This window comes from Microbacterium sp. Au-Mic1 (assembly GCF_021341785.1).
GTDB lineage: Bacteria > Actinomycetota > Actinomycetes > Actinomycetales > Microbacteriaceae > Microbacterium.
Window position 1 is genome coordinate 63,495 of record NZ_JAJTTF010000010.1, and the last position, 22,460, is coordinate 85,954.

Annotated in this window: 18 protein-coding genes and 2 riboswitches; of the genes, 9 read left to right on the forward strand and 9 right to left on the reverse strand. The window is 69.9% G+C overall.

What is annotated here, in order from left to right:
* The first annotated feature begins 23 nt into the window (after positions 1-23).
* Positions 24-572 (forward strand): helix-turn-helix domain-containing protein, encoded by a 549-nt coding sequence (locus LXM50_RS13980; protein WP_233311999.1) that lies wholly within the window; start codon positions 24-26, stop codon positions 570-572.
* 145 nt (positions 573-717) lie between these two features.
* On the opposite strand, the gene typA is transcribed toward LXM50_RS13980, so the two are convergent.
* Positions 718-2,628: a translational GTPase TypA gene (gene typA, locus LXM50_RS13985; protein ID WP_233312000.1), complete on the reverse strand. Its 1,911-nt coding sequence runs from the start codon at positions 2,626-2,628 to the stop codon at positions 718-720.
* Between the two features lie 117 nt (positions 2,629-2,745).
* Between typA and LXM50_RS13990 the strand changes: the two genes are divergently transcribed.
* Together LXM50_RS13990 and LXM50_RS13995 are read left to right on the forward strand one after the other, a co-directional pair.
* Positions 2,746-3,543 (forward strand): CPBP family intramembrane glutamic endopeptidase, encoded by a 798-nt coding sequence (locus tag LXM50_RS13990; protein ID WP_233312001.1) that lies wholly within the window; start codon positions 2,746-2,748, stop codon positions 3,541-3,543.
* Between the two features lie 224 nt (positions 3,544-3,767).
* Entirely contained in the window at positions 3,768-4,736 is a 969-nt protein-coding gene (locus tag LXM50_RS13995; protein WP_233312002.1) for a hypothetical protein, read from the forward strand.
* A 154-nt stretch (positions 4,737-4,890) separates the two neighbouring features.
* Here LXM50_RS13995 and LXM50_RS14000 read toward each other — a convergent pair whose 3' ends face one another.
* From LXM50_RS14000 to gcvT, 8 genes are all read right to left on the reverse strand, one after another.
* On the reverse strand, positions 4,891-5,466 hold the full coding sequence (locus LXM50_RS14000) for a PH domain-containing protein (protein ID WP_233312003.1): 576 nt from the start codon (positions 5,464-5,466) through the stop codon (positions 4,891-4,893).
* Positions 5,467-5,471: 5 nt separating this feature from the next.
* Positions 5,472-7,145 (reverse strand): ABC transporter ATP-binding protein, encoded by a 1,674-nt coding sequence (locus LXM50_RS14005; RefSeq protein WP_233312005.1) that lies wholly within the window; start codon positions 7,143-7,145, stop codon positions 5,472-5,474.
* On the reverse strand, positions 7,142-8,083 hold the full coding sequence (locus LXM50_RS14010; protein WP_233312006.1) for an ABC transporter permease: 942 nt from the start codon (positions 8,081-8,083) through the stop codon (positions 7,142-7,144). The genes LXM50_RS14005 and LXM50_RS14010 overlap by 4 nt, the downstream gene beginning before the upstream one ends.
* Positions 8,076-9,002 carry an ABC transporter permease gene (locus LXM50_RS14015; RefSeq protein WP_233312008.1) on the reverse strand — a complete coding sequence of 309 codons (927 nt, stop codon included), beginning with the start codon at positions 9,000-9,002 and terminating at the stop codon, positions 8,076-8,078. Before LXM50_RS14015 ends, LXM50_RS14010 begins: the two co-directional genes overlap by 8 nt.
* Positions 9,003-9,187: 185 nt before the next feature.
* On the reverse strand, positions 9,188-10,816 hold the full coding sequence (locus tag LXM50_RS14020; RefSeq protein ID WP_233312009.1) for an ABC transporter substrate-binding protein: 1,629 nt from the start codon (positions 10,814-10,816) through the stop codon (positions 9,188-9,190).
* 196 nt (positions 10,817-11,012) lie between these two features.
* Entirely contained in the window at positions 11,013-13,829 is a 2,817-nt protein-coding gene (gcvP, locus tag LXM50_RS14025) for an aminomethyl-transferring glycine dehydrogenase (protein ID WP_233312101.1), read from the reverse strand.
* A 56-nt stretch (positions 13,830-13,885) separates the two neighbouring features.
* On the reverse strand, positions 13,886-14,263 hold the full coding sequence (gene gcvH / locus LXM50_RS14030; protein ID WP_233312012.1) for a glycine cleavage system protein GcvH: 378 nt from the start codon (positions 14,261-14,263) through the stop codon (positions 13,886-13,888).
* Positions 14,260-15,381 (reverse strand): glycine cleavage system aminomethyltransferase GcvT, encoded by a 1,122-nt coding sequence (gene gcvT, locus LXM50_RS14035; RefSeq protein WP_233312013.1) that lies wholly within the window; start codon positions 15,379-15,381, stop codon positions 14,260-14,262. The genes gcvH and gcvT overlap by 4 nt, the downstream gene beginning before the upstream one ends.
* A 51-nt stretch (positions 15,382-15,432) precedes the next feature.
* Positions 15,433-15,556: riboswitch (glycine riboswitch) on the reverse strand.
* A 67-nt stretch (positions 15,557-15,623) separates the two neighbouring features.
* Positions 15,624-15,717: riboswitch (glycine riboswitch) on the reverse strand.
* A gap of 112 nt (positions 15,718-15,829) precedes the next feature.
* On the opposite strand from gcvT, the gene LXM50_RS14040 reads away from it, so the two are divergent.
* The 6 genes from LXM50_RS14040 (at position 15,830) to LXM50_RS14065 (ending at position 22,443) form a co-directional block, all read left to right on the forward strand.
* On the forward strand, positions 15,830-16,495 hold the full coding sequence (locus tag LXM50_RS14040; protein ID WP_308192530.1) for an NUDIX domain-containing protein: 666 nt from the start codon (positions 15,830-15,832) through the stop codon (positions 16,493-16,495).
* 119 nt (positions 16,496-16,614) lie between these two features.
* The gene (gene nadA / locus LXM50_RS14045; protein WP_233312014.1) at positions 16,615-17,925 is read left to right on the forward strand and encodes a quinolinate synthase NadA; all 1,311 of its coding nucleotides are present in this window, start codon (positions 16,615-16,617) and stop codon (positions 17,923-17,925) included.
* Positions 17,925-19,478, forward strand: coding sequence for an L-aspartate oxidase (gene nadB, locus LXM50_RS14050; protein ID WP_233312015.1), 1,554 nt, complete (start codon positions 17,925-17,927; stop codon positions 19,476-19,478). Before nadA ends, nadB begins: the two co-directional genes overlap by 1 nt.
* Positions 19,478-20,344, forward strand: coding sequence for a carboxylating nicotinate-nucleotide diphosphorylase (gene nadC / locus LXM50_RS14055; RefSeq protein ID WP_233312019.1), 867 nt, complete (start codon positions 19,478-19,480; stop codon positions 20,342-20,344). The genes nadB and nadC overlap by 1 nt, the downstream gene beginning before the upstream one ends.
* Before the next feature lie 2 nt (positions 20,345-20,346).
* Entirely contained in the window at positions 20,347-21,492 is a 1,146-nt protein-coding gene (locus LXM50_RS14060; protein ID WP_233312021.1) for a cysteine desulfurase family protein, read from the forward strand.
* A 9-nt stretch (positions 21,493-21,501) separates the two neighbouring features.
* On the forward strand, positions 21,502-22,443 hold the full coding sequence (locus LXM50_RS14065; RefSeq protein ID WP_233312023.1) for a glycosyltransferase family 2 protein: 942 nt from the start codon (positions 21,502-21,504) through the stop codon (positions 22,441-22,443).
* The last annotated feature ends 17 nt before the right edge of the window (positions 22,444-22,460 follow it).

Here is a 22,460-nt window from a genome sequence, read left to right on the forward strand (position 1 = left end):
CGAACGTTTGGAATACTGGCCGGATGGATGATCTCCGTGAGCGCATCTCCCGGTCCCTGCGTCGCGAACGCGAGGCCGTGGGGATCTCCGTCTCCGAGCTCGCCCGCCGCGCCGGCGTCTCCAAGGCCACCGTGTCGCAGCTGGAGAGCGGATCCTCAGGACCCAGTGTCGAGACCCTGTGGGCGATCGCCGACGCACTGGGCGTGCCCTTCGCGGCCTTCGTGGAGGAGCGCACCAACGCGCCGACCCTGATCCGGGCCGGCGACCACGCCGGGGTGCCATCCGCCGCGGCGCCGTACCTGGCCACGCTCATCGCGGCCTGCCCCCCAGGCGCGCGTCGAGACCTCTACATCATCCAGGCCGAGCCCGGCGAGCCCCGCCGCTCGACGCCGCACCACATCGGCACCACCGAGCACGTCGTGCTGATCAGCGGTCGCGCTCTGATCGGCCCTGCCGAGGCTGCCGAGGAGCTGCGGCCCGGCGACTACCTCTCCTACCCCGGCGATGCTTCGCATGTGTTCGAGGCGCTCGAACCCGGCACCTCCGCGGTGCTCATCTCCGAGCTGCGCTGAGGGGCCTGCACGCGGAACGGCCCGCCTGCCGGCCCGCCCCTCACCGCCGAGACCCCCACGCAGAGTCGAAACCCCCACGCAGATCCGTGGATCCGTGGGGGTCTCGACAGCACGTGGGGGTCTCGATGTGCCGTCCGGCGACGACTTACGCGTTGACGTCCTGGCGCTTCTGGCGCGAAGCCTCGCGGCCACGGACGGTCGCGTCCAGGATCACCTTGCGGATGCGCACCTTCTCGGGCGTGACCTCGACGCATTCGTCATCGCGGGCGAACTCGAGGCTCTCCTCGAGGGTCAGCAGGCGCGGCGGCGTCATCGACTCGAAGTTGTCGGCCGTGGAGGAGCGCATGTTGGTGAGCTTCTTCTCCTTGGTGATGTTCACGTCCATGTCGTCGGCGCGCGAGTTCTCGCCGATGACCATGCCCTCGTAGACCTCTTCGGTGGGCTGCACGAAGAACGACATGCGCTCCTGCAGGGCGATCATCGCGAACGGCGTGACGACGCCCGAGCGATCGGCGACGATCGAGCCGTTCTGACGGGTCGTGATCTGGCCGGCCCACGGCTCGTAGCCGTGCGAGATCGCGTTGGCGATGCCGGTGCCGCGGGTCGTGGTGAGGAACTCGCTGCGGAAGCCGATGAGGCCGCGCGACGGAACGATGAACTCCATGCGCACCCAGCCGGTGCCGTGGTTGGTCATGTTGTCCATGCGGCCCTTGCGGTTCGCGAGGAGCTGGGTGATCGCGCCGAGGTGCTCCTCCGGCGTGTCGATCGTGAGGTGCTCGAACGGCTCGTACGTCTTGCCGTCGATCTTCTTCGTGACCACCTGTGGCTTGCCGACGGTGAGCTCGAAGCCCTCGCGACGCATGTTCTCGACGAGGATCGCGAGCGCGAGCTCGCCGCGGCCCTGCACCTCCCAGGCGTCCGGGCGGCCGATGTCCTCGACCTTGAGCGAGACGTTGCCGATGAGTTCGCGGTCGAGGCGGTCCTTCACCATGCGCGCCGTGAGCTTGTGCCCCTTGACCTTGCCCATGAGCGGCGAGGTGTTGGTGCCGATCGTCATCGAGATCGCGGGGTCGTCGACCGTGATGGCCGGCAGCGGACGCACGTCCTCGGGATCCGCGATCGTCTCGCCGATCGTGATGTCGGCGATGCCGGCGATCGCGACGATGTCGCCGGGACCGGCCTCCTCCGCGGGGTAGCGCTCGAGGGCGCGGGTCTTGAGCAGCTCGGTGATGCGGGCGTTGCTGCTCGAGCCGTCGCCGCGCACCCAGGCGACGGTCTGGCCCTTCTTCAGGGTGCCGTTGAAGACGCGCAGCAGCGCGAGGCGCCCGAGGAACGGCGAGGAGTCGAGGTTGGTGACCCACGCCTGCAGGGGCGCCTCGTCGTCGTAGGCCGGGGCGGGCACGTGCTCGAGGATGGCCTCGAACAGCGGCTCGAGATCCTCGTTGTCCGGCAGCGATCCGTTGTCGGGGCGGGTGCGGGACGCGGCGCCGGCACGACCGGAGGCGTACACGACGGGCACGTCGAGCAGGGCGTCGACGTCGAGGTCGGGCACGTCGTCGACGAGGTCGGACGCGAGGCCCAGCAGCAGGTCGTGGGCCTCCTCCTCGACCTCGGCGATGCGCGCGTCGGGGCGGTCGGTCTTGTTCACCAGCAGGATCACCGGGAGCTTGGCCTCGAGCGCCTTGCGCAGCACGAAACGGGTCTGCGGCAGCGGGCCCTCGGAGGCGTCGACCAGCAGCACCACGCCGTCGACCATGGACAGGCCGCGCTCGACCTCGCCGCCGAAGTCGGCGTGGCCGGGGGTGTCGATCACGTTGATCGTGATCGGGGTGTCGGTGTGGATGCCGTTGTAGGTGATCGCCGTGTTCTTGGCGAGGATCGTGATGCCCTTCTCACGCTCCAGGTCGTTCGAGTCCATCGCGCGCTCTTCGACGTGCGCGTGCTCGCCGAAGGATCCGGTCTGGCGGAGCATCGCATCCACGAGCGTGGTCTTGCCGTGGTCGACGTGCGCGACGATGGCGACGTTGCGGAGATCGGAGCGGAGGGCGTGCGCCATGAAGGTGTCCTAAGCAGATGGGGTTTCGCCCGGGAATCCGGACTCTTCAGGATACAACACCGCTCCTGGACGTCCTCTGCGGGGCTCATGCATACCGGCTCGCCGTACGCTCGACCCATGAGGATCGCGCTGCCCCCTCCCCCGCCGGACGCACCGTCGCGGGCACGGATCGGCTGGGAGATCGCGATCGTGCTCTGTCTCGGGCTCGGTCAGTCCGCGGTGTACGCGATCGTGCAGCTGCTGGACCGCCTGTCGCTGTCGACGCCGCTGGCGGATCAGACCGCGACCCTGAACCCCTCGCAGTCCAGCCGCGAGCTGTTCGACCTGGTCTATCAACTGCTCGGGATCGGCTTCTCCGTGGTGCCGGCGCTGCTGGTGTGCTTCCTGCTCTGGCGCCCGGCGCGCCCCCGCCTCGGTGCGCTGGGGTTGGACGACGCCCGCATCGGCCGGGACACGGGAGGCGGCCTTCTGCTCGTGCTCGCGATCGGGATCCCCGGGCTGGCGCTCTATGTCGTGGGGCGGCTGAACGGCTGGTTCGTCGCGGTGGACCCGGGGGCCCAGAGCACGTACTGGTGGACGATCCCCGTGCTGCTCCTGTCCGCGGCGCGCGCCGCCGTGCAAGAGGAGTTCGTGGTGCTCGGCTACCTCTTCGCGCGGCTGCGCCAGCTCGGCTGGGGGCCGTGGACGATCCTCGTCGCCACGTCGGTCCTGCGCGCGAGCTACCACCTGTACCAGGGACCCGGCGCGTTCCTCGGCAACCTCGGCATGGGGCTGCTGTTCGGCTTCCTGTTCCTGCGCACCGGCCGGCTGCTGCCGTTCCTCGTCGCGCACTTCGTCATTGATGCCGCGGTCTTCGTCGGGTACCCCTGGGCGGCGGCGATGTGGCCGACGCTGTTCGGCCTGCCGGCGCACTGACTCTCCGCCCCGCCCGTCCCGGCCGCACGCCCGAATCTCGGATCCAGATCCGCGAGACCGAATCTGCGTCTCGAGACCGACGATAAGAACTTCGATCTCGAGACAGATGTTCGGTCTCGCGGTCGGCATCCGCTCGTCCTCCACAGGTTCCGACGAGGCGGTGTTCCGCGCGGTTTCCGCAGGGGCCCTCTCATGTCGCACGCGGAGAGACGAAGATCGGGGCGATGAACACCCGTTCCGATTCCGTCGCGGAAAGCGCCCTCGTCTGTGCTCCCGTCGAGCTGCTCCGACCGAGCGGAGCAGCGAACGCCAGTCTGATGAATCGCGCCTGGCATCGAGGCGAGCTCATCCGGGTGATGCCCGGCGTCTATGCAGAAACGAGAGCCTGGCGTGAACTGCCGCGCTGGAGCCGCTACCTCGCGCAGGTGCATGCGGTCGCCATGAAGGATCCGAATGCCGTGTTCTGCGGGCTGTCGGCGGCCGCCCTTCGCGGGGTCTACCTCGGCCGGGTCGATGAGCCGATCCACGTGCTCGAGCCTCTTGGATCCAGTCGAATCGCGGGCAGGATCCGTATCCATACCGGCGCCCTGGATCGTGCGATCGAGGAGCTCGACGGCACCCTTCTCACGGGGATCCCGGACACCATCGTGGATGTCGCTCGATCCGTACCTCCGATCGAAGGTCTCGCCTACGCAGATGCGCTTCTGCGGCGCACGCAGTACCCGAATCCGGAGCAGCTACGAGCGATCAACGAGAGTCGTAACACGTCACGCGGGCGCCGGAACGCGCGATGGGCGCTTGAACGTGCCACCGGCGTGCCCGAAAGCCCGCTCGAGTCGCTGAGCCTCGGTGTCATGGAGTCGGCGGGATTCGAGATTCCCGAGCTGCAGGTCGAGTTCCGGCTCGACGGCTACGTGGACCGCGCCGACTTCTTCTGGCCGAGCAGAAGACTGATCGGCGAGGCAGACGGCGGGATCAAGTACGACGGAACACTCCAGGACCCGACCGGGGCGATCCTGCGTGAGAAGCGGCGCGATTCCCGCCTTCGCCGCCAGGCTTCGGGCCTCATGCACTGGGGCTGGAGCGAAGTCCGGGACTCCGACCTTCTGACCACGATTCTGGCGAACGCCGGTGTGCCCCGTCCGCATCGCCGCGACGCTGCCTTGCTCGCCACACTCCGCGACCTCGCGTGACCACGGTCGACAGCCACGGCACCATGGCGCATGGTGCCGCATGCTGTGACCGCGAGACCGAACCTGCGTCCCGAGACCGCCGATAAGAACGTCCGTTTCGAGACAGAAGTTCGGTCTCGCGGTCAGTACGGGAGCGGCCGGACCTGCCGAGCGGTCAGCGGGTGACCGCGACCGCGATCACGGCTCCGACCGCGATCACGACGAGAGCGCCGATCGCCGGCCAGTCCCAGCTGCGCCGGATCGGCGCGTCCACGCCCACCCCCGCGGCTCCCCGCGGGCGCTCGACGGCGTTCTCCCAGCGGGTGCGCACCTCCGTGAGCGTCTGCAGGCTCTGCGGCACCTTGACCTCGCCCGAGCGCCTGCTCAGCCGCGGCGACTGGATGCGGCCGGGGCCGCCCCAGCACGCCAGCTTCCGACCGTCGTCGAGAGCGAAGTCCAGCTGCCAGCGCAGGTCGAGCTCGGCGACCCGGCGCCAGCCGAACGTCGTGCGGCGCAGGAAGTTCTGCACGGTCGCGCCGTCCTCGTCCACCCGCACCATCGACACCACGCTGATCACGTAGACGAGCCACAGCACCAGCAGCACCCACGGCGCGTACAGCAGCATCTGGGCCCAGCTGCCGCGCACCACCGCGTCGCCGAGCAGGAAGACGGCGAGCACCGCGCACAGCACGAGCACGGCGATGCCCGTGGACGCGCGGTACGTCCGCGCGCCCACGGGCATCTGGTCCATCGAACTCACGCGCTGCGACCGCCCAGGGCGATCGAGACGCCGGGGATGGCCTGGAGCAGCCGCTCCGTGTACTCCTGCTGGGGGTTGGCGAAGATCTCGTCCACCGTGCCCTGCTCGACCAGCTTGCCCTTCTCCATCACGCAGACCAGGTCGGCCGCGACGCGCACGACCGCGAGGTCGTGCGTGATGAACAGGTACGTGAGGTCGAGCTCGCTCTGCAGCTCGGCGAGCAGCTTCAGGATCTGATCCTGCACCAGCACGTCGAGCGCGGAGACCGCCTCGTCGAGGACGACGATGTCGGGCTTGAGCGCCAGCGCACGCGCGATCGCGACGCGCTGACGCTGACCGCCGGACAGCTCGTTCGGATACCTGGTCGCCAGCTCCCGCGGCAGCGAGACCTGATCCAGCAGCTCGAGCACCCGCTCCCGGCGCGACGCCTTGTCGCCCACCCCGTGGATGTCCATGGGCTCCGAGATGGTGTTGCCGATGTTCCGCAGCGGATCCATGGATCCATACGGATCCTGGAACACGGGCTGCATGCGTCGGCGCAGTGCGAGCGTCTCACGGCCGGAGAGGCTGGAGATGTCGACGCCGTCGATCGCGATCGAGCCGCTCGTCACGTCCTCCAGCTTCAGCACCATCTTCGCGACCGTCGACTTCCCCGAGCCCGACTCGCCGACGAGCGCCAGCGTCTTGCCCTTGGGGATGTCGAACGAGACCGCGTCCACCGCGCGGAACGGCACGCTGCGGAACTGGCCCTGACGGATCCGGTAGTCCTTGGTCAGATCGCGCACGGAGACCGTCGGCGCGATGCCGGCGATGTCCTCGCTGGTCTCGATGCCCTGCCGCTCGTGGACGGCCTGGATGCGCTGCGACGCGATGCTGGGAGCCGCGGCCACCAGCTTCTTCGTGTACGGGTGCAGCGGGTTCTCCAGGATCTCCCGGCTGGGCCCGGCCTCGACGATCTCGCCGTTCTGCATGACGATGATCTTCTCGGCGCGCTCGGCCGCGAGACCGAGGTCGTGCGTGATCAGCAGGACCGCCGTCCCCTTCTCCTTCGTCAGCGACGCCAGGTGATCCAGGATCACGCGCTGCACCGTGACGTCCAGCGCCGAGGTGGGCTCGTCCGCGATGAGCAGCTTCGGGTCGGCCGCGAGGCCGATGCCGATCAGCGCGCGCTGGCGCATGCCACCCGAGAACTGGTGCGGGTACTGGTGCAGACGCTTGGCGGCGTCCGCGAGACCCGCCTGCTGCAGCACCTCGACGGCCCGCGCCTCGATCTCCTTGCGCCCGGTGGCGAGACCGTTCGCACGGATCGCCTCCTTGACCTGGAAGCCGATCGACCACACGGGGTTGAGGTTGGACATCGGATCCTGGGGCACGTAGCCGATCTCGCGGCCGCGGATCTTCTCCATCTGCCCCTCGGTGAGCCCGGTCAGCTCCTGACCGTCCAGCGTGATGCTGCCCGCGGTCACGTGACCGGTTCCGGGCAGCAGGTTGACGATCGCGGATGCGGTCGTCGACTTGCCGGATCCGGACTCGCCCACGATGGCCAACGTCTCGCCTGCGTACAGGTCGAGGTTGACGCCATGCAGCACCTCGCGCGAGCTCTTCTGGGTGTCGAACGCGACGCGCAGGTCGCGGATCCGCAGCAGCGGTGTGTCAGCGTTCGCGCTCATCGGCGAGCCCTCGCTCTCGGGTCGAGGGCGTCTCGCACGAGCTCGCCCAGCATGATGAACGCGAGCACCGTGACGGTCAGCGCGATCGACGGGTAGATGAGGGCCATCGGCGCGACGCGCAGCGACTGCTGCGCCTGGCTGATGTCGTTGCCCCAGCTCATGGTGCCGCTGCCGAGTCCGACGCCGAGGAACGACAGCGTCGCCTCGGCGACGATGGCGGCGGCGAGGCTCAGGGTGGTGACGACCAGCAGCGGTGCGATCGCGTTGGGGATGACGTGCGACATGAGGGTGCCGAACCGCGACTTGCCGAGCGCACGCGAGGCCATCACGAAGTCGGCCTGACGCACACGCAGCACCTCCGCTCGCACGACGCGTGCCGTGGATGCCCACGCGAACCCTCCGATCGCCACCGCCAACGTGAACACGTTGCGGTACTGCGCGAACACGCTCATCACGACGACGGCAGCGAGGATGTAGGGGATCGAGAAGAAGATGTCGCCGACGCGCGACAGCAGGCCGTCAAGCCAGCCGCCGTAGAACCCGGCCAGGGCCCCCATGATGAGACCGATCGAGGATCCGATCAGGGTCGCGAGCAGGCCGACCGAGAGCGAGGTGCGAGCGCCCCACACGGTACGGGCGTAGATGTCGCAGCCCTGGAACGTGAAGCCGAGCGGGTGCCCAGCGGTCGGTCCCCCGTTGGAGTTGGACAGCTGACAGTTGCTGTTCGGCGGGGTCTGCGTGAACAGCGTCGGGGCGACGGCCATGACGAGCACGATGAACACGATGACGAGCGAGATCCAGAACATCGGCCGGCGGCGCATGTCCGCCCAGGCGTCCCGCCAGAGGTTGGACGGCTTCTCCGCGATCTTGATCGCGTCGACCGCGATCGTGCCCTCGGGAATGGGAGCGACGTAGTGCGTCGCACTGGTGTCAGACATAGCGGATCCTCGGGTCGAGCAGGCCGTACAGCAGGTCCACGAGCAGGTTGACCAGCACGTAGATGATCACGAACACGGTCACGAAGGAGACGATCGTCGGCCCCTCGTGCTGCAGAATCGCGTGGAACAGCGTGTTGCCGACGCCGGGGACGTTGAAGATGCCCTCGGTGACGGTCGCGCCGACGAGGAGCACACCGAAGTTCGTCGCGGAGTTGGTGATCACCGGGATCAGGGAGTTGCGCAGCACGTGCACGGGGATGACGCGTCGTCGCGGCAGGCCCTTGCTGTAAGCGGTGCGCACCCAGTCCTGGTTGAGGGTGTCGATGACCGAACCGCGCATGAGTCGCATGCTGGTGGCGTACAGGCTGACACCGAGCACGATGGCCGGCAGCCACAGGTCGCCCCAGTCGTTCTCCGCCCCGACCGTGGGACTGAACCACTGCAGCTTGACGGCGAGGAAGTACTGGGAGAGGAACGCGATGACGAAGATCGGCAGCGAGATGAAGATCAGCGAGACGACCAGCATCGAGTTGTCGAAGATCTTGCCCTTGCGCAGCGCCGAGAAGGTGCCGATGATGATCGCGAGCGTGAACTCGAGTCCGATCGCCATGACCGCCAGACGCCCTGTGACCGGCAGCGTCGCCGCCAGGACGTCGTTGACGGACCGACCGGAGAACGTGGTGCCCATGTTGCCCTGGAAGATGCCGACCAGGTAGTACCAGTACTGCACGATGAACGGCTGATCAAGGTGATACTGGGCCGTCAGCGCGGCGAGCAGCTGCTTGCTCGGCTGCTTGTCGCCGAAGAGTGCGGCGATCGGATCGCCCGGCATGGAGAACACCAGGAAATAGATGAGCAGGGTGGCCCCGAGGAACACGGGGATCACCTGCAAGAGGCGTTTGAGGATGTACCCGACCATGCGCCCCTCCTTTCAGATGAGGAGGCGCCTCGGGAACCCGCACGATCCGTGCCGGTGCGACGCCTCGCTGAGAGCATCGTGTCACGTGTTCGACGTGCACGACACTTTTGATTTGCGCTGAGTTGACAGCGCGCGAGGCGGTGACGTGATCGTCACCGCCTCGCGGGTGTGATCCCTCGGGCCGGTCAGCCCTTGGTGATCTCGTAGTACAGCGGAACCGAGTTCCACCCGAACTGGACGTTGTTCACGCCCTTGGCGAAGCCGCCGTTGACGTTCGAGTACCACAGCGGGACGGCGGGCAGGTCCTTGAAGAGGATCTCCTGAGCCTGCGCGTAGTCCTTCGTGGCCGCGGCCTGGTCGGTGGCCGAGGCGCCCTTGGCGATCAGCTTGTCGAAGTCGGGGTTCGAGTAGTCGCTGTCGTTCGACGAGGCCTTGGTGCCGTAGATCGGCTGCAGGAAGTTGTACTGCGCCGGGTAGTCGGCCTGCCAGCCGGTGCGGAACGCGGTCTTGATGGTGCGCGCGTTCACGTCCTTGCGGAGCGAGGCGAAGTCGACGTACGGGTTGCCGGAGGCGTCGATGCCGAGGTTGTTCTTCAGCTGGTTCGACACGGCGTCGACCCAGGCCTGGTGGCCACCGTCGGAGTTGTACGCGATCTGGAAGGTGCCGCTCCACGGCGAGATCTTGTCGGCCTCGGCCCACAGCTCCTTCGCCTTCTTCGCGTCGAACTTCAGCACGTCCGCACCCTTGATGGAGTCGGACCAGCCCGCGATGACCGGCGAGGTGAAGTCGCTGGCCGGAGTGCGGGTGTTGTTGAAGATCGTCTTGGTGATCGCGGCGCGGTCGATGGCCATCGAGATGGCCTGCTTGCGCAGCGCACCCTCGTCGCCGGTGAAGTGCTCGGCGTTGCCCGGGATCGTGAACGACTGGAAGATCGCAGCCGGCTGGTTGACCGCACGGTCACCGAGGTCGGACTCGAACGTCTGCTGAGCGGAGGACGGGATCTGGTCGATCACGTCGATCTTGTTGCTGAGCAGGTCGGCGTACGCCGCGTCGGGGGTCGCCTCGAAGACGAACGTCACGCCGCCGTTCTTCGCCTGACGGCCACCCTTGTAGGAGTCGCTCTTGACGAGGTCGATCTCGACGTTGTGCTGCCAGGCGCCGTCCTTGGCCAGCTTGTACGGGCCGTTGCCGATCGGGTTCTCGCCGGCCGTGGCCATGTCCTTGAGGGACGCGGCGGGCAGCGGGTAGTAGGCCGAGTAGCCGAGGCGCTGCGACCAGTCCGCGGCGACCGGGTTGGACAGCTTCACGGTGAACGTGTAGTCGTCGACCTTCTTCAGACCGGTCAGGTCGGCGTCGGCGTCGGCGCTGAAGCCCTCGATGTCGGAGAACCAGGAGCTGTTCAGCTGCTTGTTCGAGAACTTGGCACCGTACTGCCAGGCGTTGATGAAGCTGTCGGCCGTGACCTTCTCGCCGTTGGAGAAGGTGTTGCCCTGCTTCACCTTGATCGTCAGGTCGGAGTCGTCGTCGACCTTGATCGACTCGGCCATGTCGTTGACGAGCTTGCCCTTGGCGTCGTAGTACGCGAGGCCTGCGAACAGGGAGTCGAGGATCTTGCCGCCGCCCACCTCGTTGGTGTTCGTCGGGATCAGCGGGTTCTCGGGCTCACTGCCGAGGGCCCGGATGACGGCCTTCGAGTCACCGCCGGCCGAGGCGGTGGCGTTGCCACTGCCGCTGTTGCTGGAGCAGCCGGCGAGGGCGAGTGCGCCCACCGCAAGCAGTCCGATGCCCGCGAGGGCGATCTTGTTGCGCTTCACGTTGTGTCCTCCTGTGGACAGTTGACAGCAATCTGCGCACTCGTCGTCGAGCGCTCAGGGATACCTGAGCCTAACCGCCCGTCCGCCGATCGCACGAATGCGTACCGTTAACCGTTACTTACTGGTGACCTGAACGACGAGGCGTCCTGGGAGCGGTTCCCAGGACGCCTCGTCGTTCTTCGGATCGTGCGGATCCCTACAGCGCGAACGCCTCCACCGGCGGGCAGGCGCACACCAGGTTGCGGTCTCCGTAGGCGTTGTCGATGCGGCGCACGGGCGGCCAGTACTTGCCGGCGATGAGCGCGTGCGTCGGGTACGCGGCCTGCTCACGGGTGTAGGCGTGGTCCCACTCCCCCATCAGCAGGGCCGCCGCCGTGTGCGGCGCGTGCACGAGCGGGTTGTCGTCTCGCGGCCAGACGCCCGCGGCGACCTCGTCGGCCTCGGCCTTGATCTGGATCATCGCCTCCACGAAGCGCTCGAGCTCGCCGAGATCCTCCGACTCCGTCGGCTCCACCATGAGCGTGCCCGCGACGGGGAACGACATGGTCGGGGCGTGGAAGCCGTAGTCGATGAGGCGCTTGGCGACGTCGTCGACCGTGATCCCGGTCGCCTCCTTGAGCGGACGCAGATCGAGGATGCACTCGTGCGCCACCCGGCCCTGTTCGCCCGAGTACAGCACGGGGAAGTGATCGGCCAGGCGCGCGGCGACGTAGTTCGCCGCGAGCACGGCGGCCGCGGTCGCGTCGCGCAGGCCGTCGGCGCCCATCATCCGCACGTACGCCCACGAGATCGGCAGCACGCCCGCGGATCCGTAGGGCGCCGCAGAGACTGGGCCGCCCTCGAACACGTAGCCGCCCGCGTGCTCGGCACGCTGCGCCTGCGGGTGACCGGGCAGGTACGGCGCGAGGTGCGCCTTCGCCGCCACGGGGCCCACGCCGGGGCCGCCGCCGCCGTGCGGGATCGCGAACGTCTTGTGCAGGTTGAGGTGCGAGACGTCGCCGCCCAGGTCGCCGAATCGGGAGTAGCCGAGCAGCGCGTTGAGGTTCGCGCCGTCGATGTAGACCTGACCGCCGGCCGCGTGCACCGCAGCCGTGATGTCGAGCACGTCGTGCTCGTACACGCCGTGCGTGGACGGGTAGGTGATCATGAGCGCCGCGATCTCGTCGGCGTGCTGTGCGATCTTCGCGCGCAGGTCGTCGAGGTCGACGTTGCCCAGCTCATCGGTCGCGACGACGACCACCTTCATGCCTGCGAGCACCGCGGACGCGGCGTTGGTGCCGTGCGCGGAGGACGGGATCAGGCACACGGTGCGGTGGTCGTCGCCGTTGGCGAGGTGGTATCCGCGGATCGCGAGCAGGCCCGCGAGCTCGCCCTGGGAGCCGGCATTCGGCTGCAGGGACACCGCGTCGTAACCGGTGACGTCCGCGAGCCACGCCTCGAGCTGGTCGATGAGCTCGAGCGAGCCCTGCACATCCGCCTCGGGGGCGAACGGGTGCAGCTGCGCGAACTCCGGCCACGTGATGGCCGCCATCTCGGTCGCCGCGTTGAGCTTCATCGTGCAGGATCCGAGCGGGATCATGCCCCGGTCGAGCGCGTAGTCGCGGTCGGCGAGGCTCTTCAGATACCGCATCATGGCGGTCTCGGAACGATGCGCGTGGAACACCGGGTGCGTGAGGTACTCGTCCTGGCGGGCCAGGGCCCCCGGCACGCTGGTGACGGGGATGTAGGCGAACGAGCCCTCTCCCGCGCCGAAGACCGTGGCCACGGCGAGGATGTCCTCGTAGGTCGTGGTCTCGTCGGTGGCGATGCTCACCGTGTCCGCGTCGACGGGGTTCAGCAGGATCCCCGCGTCGTGGGCGGCGGCGACGATCGCCTCGGCCCTTCCGGGAACCCGCACCGTGATCGTGTCGAAGTAGTCGGCATGCACGATCTCGGCGCCGGCCTTCTCCAGCTGCGTGGCGAGGAAGCGGGCCTTGGAGGCGACGCCGGAGGCGATCTCCTTCAGTCCCTCCGGACCGTGGTACACCGCGTACATCGCGGCCATGACGGCCAGCAGCACCTGGGCGGTGCAGATGTTCGAGGTGGCCTTCTCGCGGCGGATGTGCTGCTCGCGGGTCTGCAGCGCCAGGCGGTAGGCCGGGTGGCCGTCCGCGTCCTGAGAGACGCCGACCAGGCGCCCGGGAAGCTGGCGCTCCAGGCCGGACCGCACGGCCATGTAGCCGGCGTGCGGGCCGCCGAAGCCCATCGGCACGCCGAAGCGCTGCGTGGTGCCCACGGCGACGTCCGCGCCGAGCGAGCCCGGCGAGGCGATCAGGGTGAGCGCGAGCAGGTCGGCCCCGACGACGGCGAGGCCGCCGGCGAGGTGCGCCGCATCGATCACCGCGGACGGATCCCAGATCCGCCCCGAGGCGCCCGGATACTGCACGAACACCCCGAACAGCTCCTCGGGCAGGGTCTCCCCGCCGCCGAGGTCGCGCTCGACGAGCTCGATCCCGAGCGCCGCCGCACGCGTGGCCAGCAGCGCCTTGGTCTGCGGCAGAGCGTCGGCGTCGACCACGAACACGGACGATGGGGACTTGGATCCGCGCCGCGCGAGCAGCATGCCCTCGGCGACCGCGGAGGACTCGTCGAGCATCGACGCGTTCGCCGTGTCGAGACCCGTGAGGTCGGAGACCATGGTCTGGAAGTTGATCAGCGCCTCCAGGCGACCCTGCGAGATCTCCGGCTGATAGGGCGTGTACGCCGTGTACCAGGACGGGTTCTCCAGGACGTTGCGCTGGATCACGCTGGGCGTGAGGGTGCCGTAGTAGCCCAGACCGATCATGGGGCGGTTCACGGCGTTGCGATTCGCGAGCGCGCGCAGCTCGGCGAGGGCTTCTGCCTCGCTCGCCGCGGCCGGCAGCACGCTGACGCGATCGGCGGCCGAGCGGATCGAGGCCGGGACGGCCTCGCGCATGAGCGCATCGACGGGGCGCTCGTCGGCGCCGTAGGAGATGCCGATCGCGTCGAGCATCGCCTGCTGGGCGTCGGCGGTGGTGCCGATATGGCGGTCGAGGAACGCGGTCACTCTCAGCCCTCCGTGTGAGCGACGTAGGCGTCGCGGTCGAGGAGACCGTCGACGGCGCCCGCGGCGATGGAGACCTTGATCAGCCAGCCACCGTCGAACGGTGCGGAGTTGACCAGCGACGGGTCGTCGATCACGGCGTCGTTGATCTCGACGACGGTGCCGTCGACCGGCGCGTACAGCTCGGAGACCGACTTGGTCGACTCGGCCTCGCCGAAGACGTCGCCGCGGCTGAAAGAGGTGCCGACGGCGGGCAGCTCGACGAAGACGATGTCACCGAGGGCGTCCGCGGCGAAGTCCGTGATGCCGATGGTCGCGGAATCGCCGTCGACGGCGACCCACTCGTGCTCTTCGCTGTAGCTCAGGGTGTTGAGATCGGTCATTTCTTCCTCCGGTAGAAAGGCAGGGCGGTGACGGTCGCGGGGATCTTCGTCCCGCGGACGTCGAGGAACAGGGGGACGGAGCCGTCGGCGACGGCGGGATCGACGAAGGCCATGGCGATCGGGTGGCCGAGTGTGGGGCTCAGCGCGCCGCTGGTGATCTCGCCGATCACCGCGCCGTTCTCCGTCACCACCGCGTACTCGGCACGGCCGGCCCGGCGGCCCTCGGCGGCGAGGCCGATCAGCACACGTGCACCCTCGGCCGGCGTGACCTCGCCCTTGCCGACGAAGTCGTCCTTGTCCTCGACGACCACGCGGCCCAGGCCCGACTGCGCGGGCTTGGTCTCGCGGTTGAGCTCGTGGCCGTACAGCGGCATGCCCGCCTCGAGGCGCAGCGTGTCGCGCGCGGCGAGACCGGCGGGGACGAGGCCGTGGTCGGCGCCCGCGGCGAGCGCGGCGTCCCACAGCACGGCGGCGTCCTCGGCGGCGACGAGCAGTTCGAAGCCGTCCTCGCCGGTGTAGCCGGTGCGCGCCAGCAGCAGCGGCTTGCCGTTGTAGGTGGCGGAGGCCCAGGCGTAGTACTTCTGCTCCGACCACGGGATCGAGACGTCCGCGATGCCGTCGATCGCGGCGACGATCGCCTCGGCGTTCGGGCCCTGCACGGCGATGAGCGCGTAAGAGTCGGAGACGTCCTCGACGACGACCTCGCGACCCGTGGTGCGGGCCAGCAGCGCCTCGCGCACGGCGTCGCGGTTGCCCGCGTTGCTGATGATGAGGAAGTCGTCGTCGCCCAGTCGGTAGACGATCACGTCGTCGATGATCCCGCCGTCCTCGGCCAGCAGCAGCGAGTACTTCGCCTTGCCGACCGCGAGGGCGGAGAGCCGGCCGGCGAGCGCGTAGTCGAGATACGCCGCCGCACCGGTGCCGATGATCGTGAACTCCGCCATGTGCGAGATGTCGAAGATGCCCGCGCTCTCGCGCACCGCGTGGTGCTCGGCGAGGTCGGACGTGTAGCGGACCGGCATCTGCCAGCCGCCGAAGTCGGTGAAGGAGGCTCCGAGTGCCTCGTGACGCTCTCGGAGCGGTGTGTAACGGGCCTGTGAAGGTGGAGATTGTGTCATGGAGCTCTCCCGTGCGGATCGGTGAGGATCCGCACGGCGCGCGGATCCGAGAACTCCCCCTCTGTCATGAGCCTGAGAGCTTCGCCCGCGCGCGTGCGCAAGGGCTTTCACCGTCGGCGGATCTCTCACGCGAGAAGTGGGGAGCCGCGAGGATCCTCTCACCAGGGTTTCGGCTCGGGCGCCTTCGGCGTCCTCGCTCAACCCGATTTCTCGCTTCGCTTGAAATCGCTTTTCAGAGCGGCCGGGTCTGCGCGGTGCGGTTACCTGAGAGATTGGCGGGGAGGCTTGCTCCTTCGGTGTCCGGCTGCGATCACCGGACTCTCCCGCGCGGACCATGCGGCCACGTGTTCAGTTGATGCCCCCAGCATAGCGGCACGGTCCGCGCGGGCGCAGGGGCCGGCACGGGCTGTCGTCGCTCGAACCGGAGTCCTCACCCTAGGCTCTTGGTGTGACCGAGGCGAGGACAGAGGACGACGCGATCCGCGTCGCCGTGTCGGCCGTCATCTTCTCCCTGCGCGCCTCGGACGACGGCGACCGGCTCATGCTGCCGCTCGTCCGGCGCACCCGGGAGCCATACCGCGGCCTTTGGGCGCTGCCAGGCGGCTGGCTGGGCGTCCACGAAGACCTGGATGCGGCGGCGGCGCACACCCTGGCCGACACGACCGGACTCACACCGAGCTACCTCGAGCAGCTGTACACGTTCGGCGACGTCGATCGCTCGCCGAACCGGACGATCTCGGTGGTCTACTGGGCTCTGCTCCGCTCGGATCTCGTCGACGCCCAGCGCTCGGCGGCCGGGGCGCCGGAGAACGTCGAGTGGCTGGACGTGGACGCGATCCCCCCGCTCGCCTTCGATCACAACCGCATCGCCGCGTACGCACTGGACCGACTGCGCAACAAGGTCGGCTACAGCCGGATCGCGGCGGGGCTCCTGCCCGATGAGTTCACCCTCGCGGAGCTGCGCGAGGTCTACGAGACCGTGCTCGGGCGGCGCCTGGACCCCTCGAACTTCCGCCGCCTGCTCGAGGGCTCCGGCGAGCTGGTCCCGACCGAGTCGTTCCGCACCGGGAACCACCGGCCCGCGCGCCTGTACCGCTACTGCTCCGAGAGCTGAGCCCTCCCGCGCGATGGACTCCCGCGGCACTCCCCCCGCCCCGCTTGCACTTCTGGTCAGTTCGACTTAATGTGCACTCAGTGACACTAAATGTCGATTCGACCAGAAGGCGGCGCGCCATGTCCTCCTCCCCCCTCCTCGATCCCTCCGTCGATCACGCGCTCCGGCTGATCGTGACCGGCGCGTCCACTGAGGAGACCTGCACCACCGATCTCGCTGCGGGTCCGTGGAACTTCGACACGATCCCCGGGTACGGGCCTGGCTCGTCCATGGGCGACGTGATCCCGACCGGCGCGCCGCGGCAGGGCGAACTGCCCGCCGCGTATCGCGAAGCCGGCGAGGACGAACTGCACGAGCGGATCCGAGCCGCCAAGGCGACCCTCGGCGAGCGCGTCGTGGTGCTCGGGCACTTCTATCAGCGCGAGGAGGTCGTGCAGCACGCCGACCATGTCGGGGACTCGTTCCAGCTCGCGGGCTTCGCGAAGCAGCACCCCGACGCGGAGGCGATCGTCTTCTGCGGCGTGCACTTCATGGCCGAGACCGCCGACCTGCTCTCCGGACCCGACCAGGCCGTGATCCTGCCGAACCTCGCCGCCGGGTGCTCGATGGCGGACATGGCCGACATCGACCAGGTCGAGGACTGCTGGGAGCAGCTCGCGGAGGTTCTCGGCCCGCTGGACCAGCCCGACGCCGACGGCCTCGTGCCGGTGATCCCCGTCACTTACATGAACTCCTCCGCCGCGATCAAGGGTTTCGTGGGGCGGCACGGCGGCATCGTGTGCACCTCGTCGAACGCCCGCACCGTGCTCGAGTGGGCGTTCGCGCGCGGGCGGCGGGTGCTGTTCTTCCCGGACCAGCACCTGGGCCGCAACACGGCGAAGGCGATGGGCGTGCCGCTGGAGCAGATGCCGATGTGGAATCCGCGCCGCCCGCTCGGCGGATCCTCCGCGGAAGAGGTGCAGGACTCCCGCGTCATCCTCTGGCACGGCTTCTGCTCGGTGCACCGTCGTTTCACCGTCGCCCAGATCGGCCAGGCCCGCGCCGAGCATCCGGGCGTGCGCGTGATCGTGCACCCGGAGTGCCCGATGGAGGTCGTGGACGCCGCCGACGAGGCCGGGTCCACCGACTACATCCGCAAGGCCATCGATGCGGCGACCGAGCCCACCACCTTCGCGATCGGCACCGAGATCAATCTCGTCCGCCGGCTCGCGGCACAGTATCCGCAGCACGAGATCTTCTGCCTGGATCCGGTGGTCTGCCCCTGTTCCACGATGTACCGGATCCACCCCGGCTATCTGGCCTGGGTGCTCGAGGAGCTCGTGGCCGGGCGCACGCCGAACCGCATCACCGTGCCGGCGGACGTGGCCGACCCGGCGCGCGTCGCGCTCGAGCGCATGCTGGCCGCACGCCCTCCGGTGGCGGTGGCCTGATGCGCACCCCCGGCGAGCACCGCGCCCCCGGCGCTCTGCGCGTCCTCGTGATCGGCGGCGGGATCGCGGGGCTCACCGCAGCGCTGCACGCGCACGAGGCCGGCCATCGTGTCGAGGTCGTGGTCAAGGACGCTCTCGGCGACGGCGCGACCGCGCTGGCCCAGGGCGGGATCGCCGGGGTCTACGGCACGGACGCCGACGGCGTGGCCGACTCCCCCGCCGCGCACGCCGCGGACACGCTCACCGCCGGAGCCGGACTCTCCGACCCCGCGGTCGTGGACGTGCTCGTCGGAGAAGCGCCGGCACGGATCGCCGAGCTGATCGCCCGCGGGGTGCCCTTCGATCGGGACCCCCAGGGGCGGCTGCTGCGCGGCCTCGAAGCGGCCCACTCCGCCGCGCGGATCGCACACGCTGGCGGCGACGCCACGGGAGCGGCCATCTCCGCCGCCCTCGTCCGCGCCGTGCAGGAGGCGGGGATCGCCATGCGCGAGCATGCGATGCTGATCGATCTGGTCGTCTCGGACGGGGTGGTGCACGGAGCCCGACTGCTCACGGCGGGGCGGATCGCGGAGGTCGGCGCGGACGCCGTGGTCCTCGCGACGGGTGGCGCCGGGCGGCTGTTCCGGCACACCACCGCGCCGGCCGTCTGCACGGGCGACGGGATCGCCGCGGCGCTGCGGGCCGGCGCCGCGGTCGAGGATCTGGAGTTCGTGCAGTTCCACCCCACGATCCTGGCCGCCCCCGGGCCCGCGTTCCTGATCTCCGAGGCGGTGCGCGGAGAAGGCGCGACGCTCATCGACGACGAGGGCCGGCGCTTCGCCTTCGACGCGCACCCCGACGGTGAGCTCGCGCCGCGCGACGTCGTGACACGCGCCGTCGTCCGCCGCGCGCAGGAACAGGGCGGCCCCGTGCGGCTCGACGCCACGGGGCTCTGCGACCGAGAGGGCTGGAGCGCGGAGCGCCTCGCCCGGCGCTTCCCCACGATCGATCGGGTGACGCGGGAGCGCGGCTTCGACTGGACCCGCGAACCCCTCCCGGTCACCCCGGCCGCGCACTATCTGATGGGCGGCGTGGTCACCGACGCCGACGGCCGCACCACCCTGCCCGGCCTCTACGCCGTCGGCGAGACCGCGCGCACGGGCGTGCACGGTGCGAATCGCCTCGCCTCGAACTCCCTACTCGAGGGGGCGGTGTTCGGCGCGCGGGCTGCGGCGGCGCTGGACACCCCGTGGTCCGGCCCCGTCACCGACGCCCGCGGATGGGCCGGCCAGGTCGACGTCCGCGATCGGGACGTGGCATCGGATCCGTTCTCCCGGCCCGCCCTGCAGGAGCTCATGTGGGACCTGGTGGGCCCGCTGCGCACCCTCGACGGCCTCGAGGAGGCGCTGACGACGGTCCGTTCCTGGAGCGCGCCGGAGGCCCTCACCCGCACCGCCGTCGAAGATCGCAACCTGCTCCAGGTCGCGGAGGCCATGATCGCCGCCGCGCTCGCCCGCCCGGTCTCGATCGGCGCCCACCACCTCGAACCGTCGCCCGCCCTGATCGGAGTCTGATGCTCACCCCCGCCCTCCTCACCCGCGTCGTCGGAGCAGCTCTCGAAGAGGACGCCCCCTGGGGCGACCTCACGAGCACCGCCCTGCTGCCCGCCGACGCGACGGCGACCGCCGACCTCGTCGCGCGCGAGTCCGGAGTGCTCGCCGGCGGCGAGGTGTTCGCCGCCGCCTTCACCCTCACGGATCCGGCCACGGTCGTCGACCTCCATGTCGCGGACGGCGACGCCTTCGAGGCCGGAGACGTGTTGGCGACAGTGACCGGCTCCGCGCGCAGCCTGCTCACGGCCGAGCGCGTGGCGCTGAACTTCGCGCAGCGACTGAGCGGCATCGCGACCCTCACCGCCGCCTACGTCGGCGCCGTCGACGGCGCCGGTCCCGACGGCAAGCAGGTGCGCATCGCCGACACCCGCAAGACGACGCCCGGCCTGCGCGCCTTCGAGCGGCACGCCGTCCTCGCGGGCGGCGGACGCAACCACCGGTTCTCGCTGTCCGACGCGGTGATGGCCAAGGACAACCACCTCGCCGTGCTGACCCGCGGCGGACGCGACGTCGCGACGGCCCTGCGTGAGGCGATCGCGACCCTGCCGCACACCACGCACGTCGTGGTGGAGGTGGATCGGCTCGACCAGATCCCCGCAGTGCTCGACGGCGGCGCCCACACGGTGCTGCTGGACAACTTCTCCCTGGAGGACCTGCGCACGGGCGTCGCCCTGATCGGCGGACGCGCGACGGCGGAGGCCTCGGGCGGCGTGAGCCTCGACACCGTGCGGGCGATCGCAGGCACCGGGGTCGACGTCATCTCGGTGGGCGCGCTCACCCACTCCGCGCGGGCGCTGGATCTCGGGCTCGACGTGCGGATCGACTGAGCATGTCCGTCCCGCTCTACCTCGACCATGCGGCGACCTCGCCGATCCGGCCCGAGGTGCTCGAGGCGATGGCGCCGTTCCTCACCCGCACGTTCGGCAACCCGTCCAGTCATCACACCGTGGGCGAGGCGGCGAGCGCCGCGCTCGAGGACGCCCGCGCGCGAGTGGCCCGTGTGCTGGGGATGCGCACCGGCGATGTCGTCTTCACCGCAGGGGGCACCGAGGCCAACAACCTCGCGGTCAAGGGCATCGCGCTGGCCGCGCTTCCCCGGGGCGGGCGGCACGTGGTCACGACGCCGATCGAGCACGAGTCGATCCTGGAGTCGGTCGGGTATCTCGAGCGGTTCCACGGTGTGACGTCGACCCAGGTCCCAGTCGACGACGCCGGACGGGTGGATCCGGCCGCCGTGGCCGCTGCGATCCGGGATGACACCGCTCTGATCGCGGTGGGGCACGCGAACAACGAGATCGGCACGATCCAGGACGTCGCGGGCTTCGCCGCGGTCGCCTCCGCCCACGGCATCCCGCTGCACGTGGACGCGGTGCAGTCCGCGGGATGGCTGGCGCTGTCGGACCTCGGCGCGGATGCGATCGCGCTCGCCGGGCACAAGCTCGGCGCACCCAAGGGCATCGGCGCGCTCGCAGTGCGCGGACGTGTGCCGCTCGAGCCCCTCCTGCACGGGGGCGGGCAGGAGCGCGGCCGCCGCTCCGGCACCGAGAACGTCGCGGGCGCCGTCGGACTCGCGGCCGCGCTGGAGCAGGCCGAGGGCGAGCGCGCAGAGGCCGCCGCCCGGGTCGGGGCGCAGTGCGCCCGGTTCATCGCCGGAGTCCTCGCGGCGCTGCCGTCGGCGCGTCTCACCGGGGATCCGGTGCACCGGCTGCCAGGCACGGCGAGCTTCGCCTTCGCGGACGTCTCCGGCGAGGCGGTGCTGCTCGAGCTGGAGCGGCGCGGCGTGGTGTCGTCCAGCGGTTCGGCGTGCGCCGCGGGCAGTGACGAGCCCTCGCACGTGCTGCTGGCCTGCGGCCTCGCCCCCGTGACCGCACAGACCGCAGTGCGCTTCACGCTCGGCCGCGCAGGGTTGCCGGACGACGGCCCCGAACGGCTCGCGGCACTGGTCGCCGACGCCGTGGCCGCCGTGCGCTCCTAGACTGGCGAGGTGCCCGCTCCGCTCGTGACCGTGATCGTGCCCGGTCGCGACATCGCCGAATTCGCTCCTGCCGCCCTCGACTCGCTGCGCGCGCAGACGGAGACGTCCTGGCGGGCGATCCTCGTCGATGACGGGTCCCGCGATGACACCGGCCGGATCTTCGACGCCGCCGCGGATGCGGATCCGCGCTTCACGGTCCTGCGTCACGCGGAGGCCCGCGGACTCGGCGGCGCTCGCAATGCCGCGCTCGAGCTCGTCGACACCGAGTACCTCGGCTTCCTCGACGGCGACGACGAGCTGACGCCGACCGCGCTGGAGCGGATGACCCGCACGCTCGCCGCGACCGGGAGCGACTTCGTGGCGGGCGCCTACGTGCGCTCCCGCTGGGACGGCGAGACCTACGCGCCGGGCCGTGTTCAGCCCTGGGTCGCCGCCGCGACGGACCCGCAGCGTCTGCGCACCACGATCTTCGCGCACCCTGCGGCGTCGGCGAACATCGTGGCGTGGTCGAAACTGAGCCGCAGCGCGTTCTGGCACGACCTCCGCTTCCCGGAGGGCGTCGCCTACGAGGATCAGGTGGTGGCGCAGCGCATGTACACATCGGCGCGCGCCTTCGACGTCATCCCCGACGTGGTGGTGCGCTGGCGACTGCGGGAGAACGGATCCTCCATCACGCAGGGCAAGCACCGGCTCCGCGTTCTGCGCGACTACCTCGCAGCCCTCCGCGGAGGCATCGATGAGCTGCAACAGGCGGGCGCGCATGCCGCCGTCGTCGCTAGGCTCGACCTCATCCTCGCGATGGATCTGCCGCCGCTCCAGGAGATCGCCGGCACCCACACCGACTCCGCGTATCCCGCGGCGGTGCGAGCGTTCGTGCAAGACCTCGAGGCACTCCCCGAGTTCGCCGACGCCCGCGTGGACCCCACTCTCGTCGCCGCGCTGCGCTGGTAGCAGCCCGCACTGCCCGG

Coding starts and splice junctions, on each gene's coding strand:
- nadA (WP_233312014.1), top strand. CDS start 16,615: ATGTCCTCCTCCCCCCTCCTCGATCCCTCCGTCGATCACGCGCTCCGG.
- gcvT (WP_233312013.1), bottom strand. CDS start 15,381: ATGACACAATCTCCACCTTCACAGGCCCGTTACACACCGCTCCGAGAG.
- LXM50_RS14010 (WP_233312006.1), bottom strand. CDS start 8,083: ATGTCTGACACCAGTGCGACGCACTACGTCGCTCCCATTCCCGAGGGC.
- LXM50_RS14005 (WP_233312005.1), bottom strand. CDS start 7,145: ATGAGCGCGAACGCTGACACACCGCTGCTGCGGATCCGCGACCTGCGC.
- gcvP (WP_233312101.1), bottom strand. CDS start 13,829: ATGCTCGACGCGATCGGCATCTCCTACGGCGCCGACGAGCGCCCCGTC.
- LXM50_RS13990 (WP_233312001.1), top strand. CDS start 2,746: ATGAGGATCGCGCTGCCCCCTCCCCCGCCGGACGCACCGTCGCGGGCA.
- LXM50_RS13980 (WP_233311999.1), top strand. CDS start 24: ATGGATGATCTCCGTGAGCGCATCTCCCGGTCCCTGCGTCGCGAACGC.
- LXM50_RS14000 (WP_233312003.1), bottom strand. CDS start 5,466: ATGGACCAGATGCCCGTGGGCGCGCGGACGTACCGCGCGTCCACGGGC.
- nadB (WP_233312015.1), top strand. CDS start 17,925: ATGCGCACCCCCGGCGAGCACCGCGCCCCCGGCGCTCTGCGCGTCCTC.
- typA (WP_233312000.1), bottom strand. CDS start 2,628: ATGGCGCACGCCCTCCGCTCCGATCTCCGCAACGTCGCCATCGTCGCG.
- gcvH (WP_233312012.1), bottom strand. CDS start 14,263: ATGACCGATCTCAACACCCTGAGCTACAGCGAAGAGCACGAGTGGGTC.
- LXM50_RS14060 (WP_233312021.1), top strand. CDS start 20,347: ATGTCCGTCCCGCTCTACCTCGACCATGCGGCGACCTCGCCGATCCGG.
- LXM50_RS14015 (WP_233312008.1), bottom strand. CDS start 9,002: ATGGTCGGGTACATCCTCAAACGCCTCTTGCAGGTGATCCCCGTGTTC.
- LXM50_RS13995 (WP_233312002.1), top strand. CDS start 3,768: ATGAACACCCGTTCCGATTCCGTCGCGGAAAGCGCCCTCGTCTGTGCT.
- nadC (WP_233312019.1), top strand. CDS start 19,478: ATGCTCACCCCCGCCCTCCTCACCCGCGTCGTCGGAGCAGCTCTCGAA.